The sequence below is a fragment of the Allobosea sp. Root381 genome (genome assembly GCF_001429395.1).
Taxonomy (GTDB): domain Bacteria; phylum Pseudomonadota; class Alphaproteobacteria; order Rhizobiales; family Beijerinckiaceae; genus Allobosea.
Genome location: NZ_LMJT01000039.1, coordinates 1 through 4,884, shown reverse-complemented (window position 1 = coordinate 4,884; position 4,884 = coordinate 1). Strand labels below are relative to the sequence as shown.

Genomic DNA, 4,884 nt, shown 5'->3' with positions numbered 1-4,884 from the left:
CCTGCCGCAGCTTCGCGACGATCTCTTCAGGCTTGTGCTTCTTCTGCGGCATCGCGGGCATCCTCCAAAGGCTCAAAAAGCCTACTTCAGGGAGGGCCACTTTTCAGGGGGCAGGCCACCCACGCCGCGCCGCAAATACCCAGTGGAACACAATGAAATTGGCGACGGGAATGGCGATGCTGATCACCGCGAAAGTGGCCCAGCTTGGCCCGCCAAATCGCTCGGCAGCTAAGTTGCTTGCAGCAATTATCCCCAGGTTGAGCATCTGGACCACGATGAACCGACCGAACTCGCGAGAGCTTCGTCTATCGGACTTAAACGTGAATCGCTTGTGGCCAATGAAGGACGCGGGGACCAGTATGAAATAGGCTAGGTAGGAGGTCCAGTACGTTGCTATGCCGAGCCCAGATTGAAGGAAACTGGCGAGGCAGAAATAGGCGAGCGTATTGAAGAGCCCGATCGCGGCGAAACGCAAAAGGCGCGCCACGAGCGGGCGATGCTGGCTGACCAGACTATCGAGCGATGCCATAGGAGACGTACTGCGCGCCGAAGGGAAGGCTGGAGAGCGCGTCGTCGACCTTTCTCATGAAGCCATCAATGGCTGGCACGGCGAGAATGTAGCTTCCGGCCACGCGGGCCAGCCCGGCATCAATAAGATGACGCTCAGCCGTTCTCTTTGATAGGAGGGTGGCATCAGCATCGAATGGGCAGCGGGAAACGATGCGCTTAGTGAGCGGGTTGAACGGGTTGTGCTCGAAGATCGCCACGACCCCCCCCGGCCGCGTTACCCGCGCCATCTCCCGCACGAATGCGGGCCACTGGGCCGGCGGAACATGGTGCATCACGCAGATAGCGAACGAAACGTCCACACTGTTGTCGTCGAACGGGATTACTCCACCGTCGAAGTCGCGATAGTCGACGTCGGCATTCGCGAGACGCGCTTCAGCCAAACATTCCGATGAAGGGTCCGCCCCGCTGATCGAGCGGACATACCCACGAAGGAGCGGGTGGTAGGTGCCAACTCCGCAGCCTACATCCAGCACGGAGACCTCGTGCGGATCGCCGATCTGCTGCGCAATGAGATCGAGCAGACGGACCGCTTTGGCCCTTGCGAAATAATCAACTTTGAGGCCCGAGAACGCTATTGAACCGTTGACGGTTTCAGCGTAGCTCGACCTGTATGCGTCAAATTCAGTCGCTTTTTTCATCGCGGCCAATAACCAAGGGAAATCCGATTGAGGTCGGATCCGGTAACATGCAGCACGATCTCTGGCAATCAATTCGGTGGGCGTAGCGATCATGACTTTCTGGCGCAGCACGGGCGTTGCTGCATTTCTATCGCTGCTGGTCATCGCATTGTGTGCGATTTACATTAAAATTGAACAGCCAATCTATATTTGGGATTTAGGCGCATATTGGCATACCTTCCAGGATGTCGGTGAAATGGCCTCGCGCGGAGATGCGTCGTGGGCTCGCTTTGTACAACAAACTGTTCGCGTCGCTGATTACAACGCCAGCCCGGTCGTGCCCTTGCTTCCGGTTTATCTGATTTTTGGTGGCAGCCGGACTGCCTACGTCAGCGGCATCGCGGTTCTCTATTTATTGCCGACAGTAGCGATACTCGCGTCGGTTACTCGCATGGCGCTTGGCGAACGGCGGGTGCTGCCCTTTTGGACAATTTTCATTCTGACGCTTACCTTCATACCTCTTTGGCGTCCCACGTTGCGGGGCTATCTCGATATCATAGGTCTGATCGGGCTCGCTGGCGCGACTTGGCTGCTATTCCGGAGCGACTTCCTTCGCCGAGCCCCGGTTCGGGTCGGAATCATGATTGGCCTTTGTCTCTGGTCAGCCTTCCTGTTCCGGCGCTGGTTCGCCTTCAGCGTAGTCGCCTTCTTCGCGGCAGCCGCTGCCGCATCGCTGGTCGAAGCGGCCGTCAGAGCGCCGTTCGAGCTGAAGAAGCGACTCGTCCAGGTCCTCGGCGGTTTGTTCGTAGCGGGCATCCTGGCATTGACGCTGACATTTGCGTTCCAGTCTGAGTTGGCAGTCCGAGCGCTGAAAACGTCCTACGCAGATGCCTACGACGCGTACCAATGGCCCGCGAAGGAGCATTTTGCGGCACTTGTGGGCTGGCTCACGCCCTTGGGCCTTGTAGCCGCGGCGGCGGGGATATCGTCCGCTCTGAGGTTCCGGAATGAGCGGCTGCTCTTCTGCCTTTTCGCAGCCATGATCACGTACGTCCTTTTCACCCGGACGCAGCGCTTCGGCGACCATCATTTCCTTCCCGTCGCGATGTGGTCGTTCGTTCTTATCATCGCAGGTTGCAACGAGGCCGTGCGGCTTTTCCAGGGGCAGTCTCGACAAGCAGCGACGATCGCGTTGGCCGCCGGCGCATGTGCTATTTTCGTTGCTTCGCTCTCGCCCTGGCAGGGACGCATCCCCGCACTGGCGGCGACTATCCTGCCCAAGCCGGATCTCCGGCCGCTCCGCATGGCAGGCTATAAGGCCCTCACTGCGGCGGCCGCCCAAATCGAGGGCAGCCTACGGCCGAACGATCGGCTGGTCGTCTTCGCGTCAAGCGCCGTGTTCTCCGATACTTTGCTATCCGAGATAAGGCCTTCGCTCCGGCCCCGCTTTGACTTGATCGACCACGTCGATAAGTTTAAGATGTTCACCTTCGAACTGCTTCGTGCAGATGTGGCCCTGGCTGTCTCTCCTGATCAGATTCATCTTCCCGCGAATAGTCAGCAGACGGTGACGGTGCCGAATGGGATGCTCCTGGAGCGCCGCGGATTTGGCCGAGCCTTCGTGCTCGAGCGCGTGTACAATTTGCCTGGCATGCAGGTCTCCCAGTTCCGTCGTGTCCGCGGCGTCACTGCAGAGGAGGTTGGTGAGCTCCTTGCAGTTTTCGCGAAGACCTATCCTGCCTGGCCCGCGGCTTACCAACAGACGATTGGTATCCCGCTGGCTATGAGGGCTGTGTCCGAGCCTGCTCGGTGGGGGCATGGCAGTCTGGCCTCTCCCAACACGATTGCCTTGCACCCCGACGCTGATGGCCCGACCAGCGTGACAATTCCATTTGATCCTCGCATGGGCGCGATCCCTTCCGCGGTCGAATTTCGCCTCGGCGCCGTCAACACGCCCGCCTGCGATACCGCTGACGGTGTGACGATTTCTGTATCAGAATCTGGAAAGAAGATTTGGCAAGGGGCCCTTACTCCGGCGACCTCCCATCGCGTCCCGCTACCGGTGTCGCCTGGAGCGGTCGAGATCACAGTCGACAAGCGTGACAACGAATATTGCGATCAGACATACGCGACCTTTGAAATTGGGGAAAACTGATCAATGCGGCGGCTATCGATCGTGGTGCCGGTCTACCGTAGCGAAACCGTCTTGAACGCGCTGGTGGACCAAATCGCCGGAGCGCTGGCAGGAAGCCGGTACGAAGCGAATTTCGAGATCGTGTTGGTTAACGATTGTAGCCCGGATAGTAGTTGGCGTGTCATAGAGCGCTTGTCTGAGGACAGGCCTTTCGTCAGAGGCATCTCCCTTCGTCGAAATGCCGGCCAACACAATGCGACTATGGCGGGTCTCAATCACGCGACCGGCGACATCGTCGTCATAATGGATGATGATCTGCAGCACCCGCCCAGTGCTATCCTCCAGATCGTCAAGAAGATCGAGGATGGTCACGACGTCTGCTATACGAACTATCGCGGGCGCAAGCATGCCACCTGGAAGCAATGGGGAAGCCGTCTCAACGATTGGATGGCCACGCGGCTACTCGACAAACCGGCAGGTCTGTACCTCTCATCGTTCAAGGCGATCGATCGTGGCGTCGTTGACGAGATAATCCGCTACGATGGACCTTATACCTATATAGATGGACTGATCTTGTCTGCGACCGGCTCTATTACGTCAGTCGACATCGACCACCAGGACCGATTTGCGGGTGAAAGCGGGTATAATTTCAGGCGCCTAGTTTCCCTATGGCTCAAGATGGTTACAGGCTCGTCGATCCTACCTCTACGAGCAGCCAGTCTCCTAGGGTTCATTCTGGCTCTGCTGAGCTTCTTGATGTTCGCGGTTGTCGTCGTTGAACGACTGAGCTCGCCGGGCATCCCACCTGGTTGGGCCTCGATCCTCGCCGCGATCTTCCTTAGCGCCGGCATCAACCTCGTCTGCCTAGGCGTGATGGGGGAGTATATTGGTCGGATTTATGCGCGAACGAACAATGTGTCTCAGTTTGTCGTGGGCAAGAAGACGTTCTAGGTAGGGGACCCATTTGAGCCATTGCGTCGCAAGAGCGACGAGTGCGATGGCTGCGAGGAAACTTAAAGCAAGCCTGTCGTAGCGGGTGGCGATGCGCTTCCAGTTTTGAGCTTCCCGAACGCGCGCTCAATGATGTTGCGGCGCCGTAGGCGGGGCGGTTGAGAGAATAGACGGCGTTCGGATTGCGCGGCCTGGTATAACGGCCTCGATCCGTCTATCGCCGAGCCAGTTTCGCAGTCGATCGGTCATAGGCCTTGTCTGCGACGGGACGCTTTGCCGGCGCGATGGCCTCCTGCAGGGGCATAGCCATGCTGATGTCGGCGATGTTGCCCGGGGTTATCGCGACGGCGACGTTCCTGCCGCAACGATCGGCCAGGCAATGGATTTTGGTTGTTCGGCCGCCCCTCGATACGCCAACCGCCTGCGTCCACTCCTCCCTTTTCCGCCGGAAGCGGAGCGATGCGTCTTCACATGGGAGCTATCGAGCATGAGTTCGTCGGGGACCGCTCCCGCTGCTGGCCTGCCCCCATCAGGTGGCCCGGTTTTAATCTAATGCATGGTGGGCTTGGCGGCCACGGTTGAGATGGCCCGCGAAGTGGGTTGGGTTTGTGC

General features: G+C 58.7%; 4 protein-coding genes and 1 pseudogene. 2 read left to right on the top strand and 3 right to left on the bottom strand.

The annotated features are described in order from the left end of the window. Nucleotides 1–103: 103 nt before the first annotated feature. A complete protein-coding gene (locus ASE63_RS21335; protein ID WP_056806331.1) occupies nucleotides 104–529 on the bottom strand; it encodes a GtrA family protein in 426 nt (141 codons plus the stop codon). Next, on the bottom strand, nucleotides 513–1,319 hold the full coding sequence (locus ASE63_RS21330; protein WP_244491522.1) for a class I SAM-dependent methyltransferase: 807 nt from the start codon (nucleotides 1,317–1,319) through the stop codon (nucleotides 513–515). The genes ASE63_RS21335 and ASE63_RS21330 overlap by 17 nt, the downstream gene beginning before the upstream one ends. On the opposite strand from ASE63_RS21330, the gene ASE63_RS21325 reads away from it, so the two are divergent. Together ASE63_RS21325 and ASE63_RS21320 are read left to right on the top strand one after the other, a co-directional pair. Beyond that, nucleotides 1,300–3,342 carry a hypothetical protein gene (locus ASE63_RS21325; protein ID WP_056806323.1) on the top strand — a complete coding sequence of 681 codons (2,043 nt, stop codon included), beginning with the start codon at nucleotides 1,300–1,302 and terminating at the stop codon, nucleotides 3,340–3,342. The genes ASE63_RS21330 and ASE63_RS21325 overlap by 20 nt on opposite strands. A 21-nt stretch (nucleotides 3,343–3,363) precedes the next feature. Continuing rightward, nucleotides 3,364–4,272 carry a glycosyltransferase family 2 protein gene (locus ASE63_RS21320; protein WP_200962606.1) on the top strand — a complete coding sequence of 303 codons (909 nt, stop codon included), beginning with the start codon at nucleotides 3,364–3,366 and terminating at the stop codon, nucleotides 4,270–4,272. A gap of 33 nt (nucleotides 4,273–4,305) precedes the next feature. Here the strand turns inward: ASE63_RS21320 and ASE63_RS28620 are convergent. Beyond that, nucleotides 4,306–4,788, bottom strand: a pseudogene (locus ASE63_RS28620) (IS5 family transposase); the annotation flags it as partial. Nucleotides 4,789–4,884: the final 96 nt, after the last annotated feature.